Annotated in this window: 2 protein-coding genes; both read left to right on the top strand. The window is 43.2% G+C overall.

The genetic code is table 11. The features are described 5' to 3' along the window. Positions 1-173 precede the first annotated feature (173 nt). Entirely contained in the window at positions 174-950 is a 777-nt protein-coding gene (locus ACRBG0_RS26800; protein ID WP_431489904.1) for a cohesin domain-containing protein, read from the top strand. A 44-nt stretch (positions 951-994) separates the two neighbouring features. Further along, positions 995-2,636 (top strand): cohesin domain-containing protein (locus ACRBG0_RS26795; RefSeq protein ID WP_431489903.1); only part of this gene is annotated, 1,642 nt, incomplete at its 3' end.

Raw genomic sequence — 2,636 nt, 5'->3', positions numbered from 1 at the left:
ATTTCCGGGGCCCTCTCTGTTTGTATACCGCCAGCAATGATTAATTATTGTACAGGTATTTTATTAATACAATTGTCAGAAAATTCAATGAAAAAATAATGCTTCATTACTTACCATAAAATTTTGTAACTTGCACCAATATTTATATTGAGTAATTTAATTTACATAATCCCATGAAGTTTCAACCATCCCAATGCTTTGGGGTTATCGCCTTATTGCTTGTGTCGTTATCTCTTACAGCACAAGAAACCCCTTCTATTTATATTAATTATCAAGATGTCGAACCAGGTCAAACTGTTGATATTGATGTACTTGTGAGCAATTATAATGACATAGTCACTTCCGCTTTTGCAGTGACATGGGATTCTATGATGTTACGGTATGTTGGCGTTGATAATATTGCGTTTGACCTTTCTGAGGATGATAATTTCAATGCAATGAATGCTACAGGGGGAGAGTTAACCTACTTGTATTTTGACAGTTCTCTTTCTGGTAACACACTGGATGATGAGGGTGTACTCTTTACTTTGCAACTGGAAGTAATTGGTGCAGAAGGAGAACAGACAGTAATCGATTTCGGTGGCTTGATGGAGGTTGTTGATACGTCGGAAGCTGACCTAGAAGCATTGTTTTTAGGAGGCATTATTACGATTGGTGAGATTAACAGTACATCGATTACGACAGACTCACGCCTTCAAGCAGAAGTGTCTCCTAATCCATTCTCTGAGGCTGCTAATGTTATTATTGAGCTCAATGAAGGAGGTGAAATCTCTTGGACATTAAGTGAAATAAGTGGCCAGCGAATTATGGATGGTAAAACCTTTTTTGGTCCAGGAAGCAATGTGCTTAAGTTAGAAAATACACTTTTTAAACATACAGGTGCTTATATTTTGCAACTTCAAATGGGTGATGTCTCTATTACCCGGCGATTGCTTTATATGGCACCCTAGTTAGACGGACTACTTTAATCATACATCCCAAATTCCCCAAAACCATGAACGGACTGCTAAAACACCTGTTCACTGGGTTGCTATTGCTGTGCATTGTCCAGTTAGCGGCCCAGCCGACTTTTACACTTACCCCTTCTAATAACCTAGTCGACCAAGGCAACTCTTTTACTGTTGACGTGAGGGTTAGTAGTTTTGCTAATGTAGCCAGTATCCAATTTCCTATTAGTTGGAATGATGCGATCATTAGTTACCAATCAATTTCTAATATTAATTCGACGGCCCTTCCCGGGCTTACCACTAGCTCTTTTGGTGTTCCTGGATCGGGAAATGCACCTGATGATCGAGTCGTGTTAAGTTGGAATCATCCGAATTTTACGGGTGTGAGCCTCGCAGACCAAACCGTCTTATTCTCTTTGACCTTTCAAGGTGAAATAGGAGGTACTACGCTTATTGAGTTCAATGAAAATTTACCACAGTCTATTGAGGTTCTTGATGCACAGGGTAATGACCTTGGGTTTGTTGGGAATGATGCGTTAGCAACAGTCAATGGCGGCGGCGGTGGCCCAACAGGGTTTACATTAAGCCTTGCTGATGTGACCGCGAATACTGGCGACAATGTTTGTTTGCCTGTTACGGTAAACGACTTTAATAGTATTTTGGGGATGCAATTCAGTGTTAACTATGATGCTTCTGCATTGACGTTCACTAGCTCACAAAATTTCAATGCTGCTCTAGTAGGTTTTACCTCTGCATCAGTGGGTAACCCGACCCCGGGCAACCTGACGTTTACGTGGAATGATCCTTTTGCAGCAGGCGTAACACTTCCTGATGGGGCTACTTTACTAGAGCTTTGCTTTACGGTCACAGGGAGTAGCACAACGACTGTTAATTTTTCCGGTACACCAACACCGATTGAGATCATTGATGGCAATGAAATGACTGTTCCTTTCAACAGTGAAAGTGGCACCGTTACCATAGGAGGAACAACGGGCCCACCCCCGATTACACTTACACTTGCTGACGTGTCAGCAAACACAGGCGACAATGTTTGTCTACCGTTAACGGTAACGAACTTTACAGATATAACGAGCATGCAGTTCAATATGAACTACAATGCCTCGATTTTGAGTTTTACAGGAGCGCAAAGTTTCAATGCGAGCTTACCTGGTTGGGGAGCGGCATCGATCACGAACCCCTCAGCGGGCGTGTTGACGGTAAACTGGACGAATGCGACAGGAGTTACGCTTCCGAATGGCACCTCGCTGGTTAGTGTATGTTTTGATGTGACGGGCAACACGACGTCGGATGTAACACTTCCTGCCCCCCGTACTATTCAGAATGGCGATGGTGATGCTGTTACGACCAATGTGAACAGCGGCACGGTTACGATCAATACGCCAATAGAAGGCTTTACGTTGATTTTAGCAGATGCTACGGCGAACAATGGCGACAATGTCTGTTTACCGGTAACGGTGAATGACTTTGACAATATTTTGGGTATTCAATTCAGTATCAACTACGATCCTGCTGCCTTGACATTTACAGGCTCACAAAACTTCAATCCTGCGTTGGTAGGCTTTACGTCGGCGTCAGTGGGTAACCCGACCCCGGGCAACCTGACATTTACGTGGAATGATCCCTTCGCAGCAGGTGTGACGTTACCAGATGGAGATGTCTTGTTTGAGT

The organism is Lewinella sp. (genome assembly GCF_050633125.1).
GTDB lineage: Bacteria > Bacteroidota > Bacteroidia > Chitinophagales > Saprospiraceae > Lewinella.
Note: the sequence above shows the minus strand (reverse complement) of the source record. Positions and strands in the feature narration are given on the sequence as shown.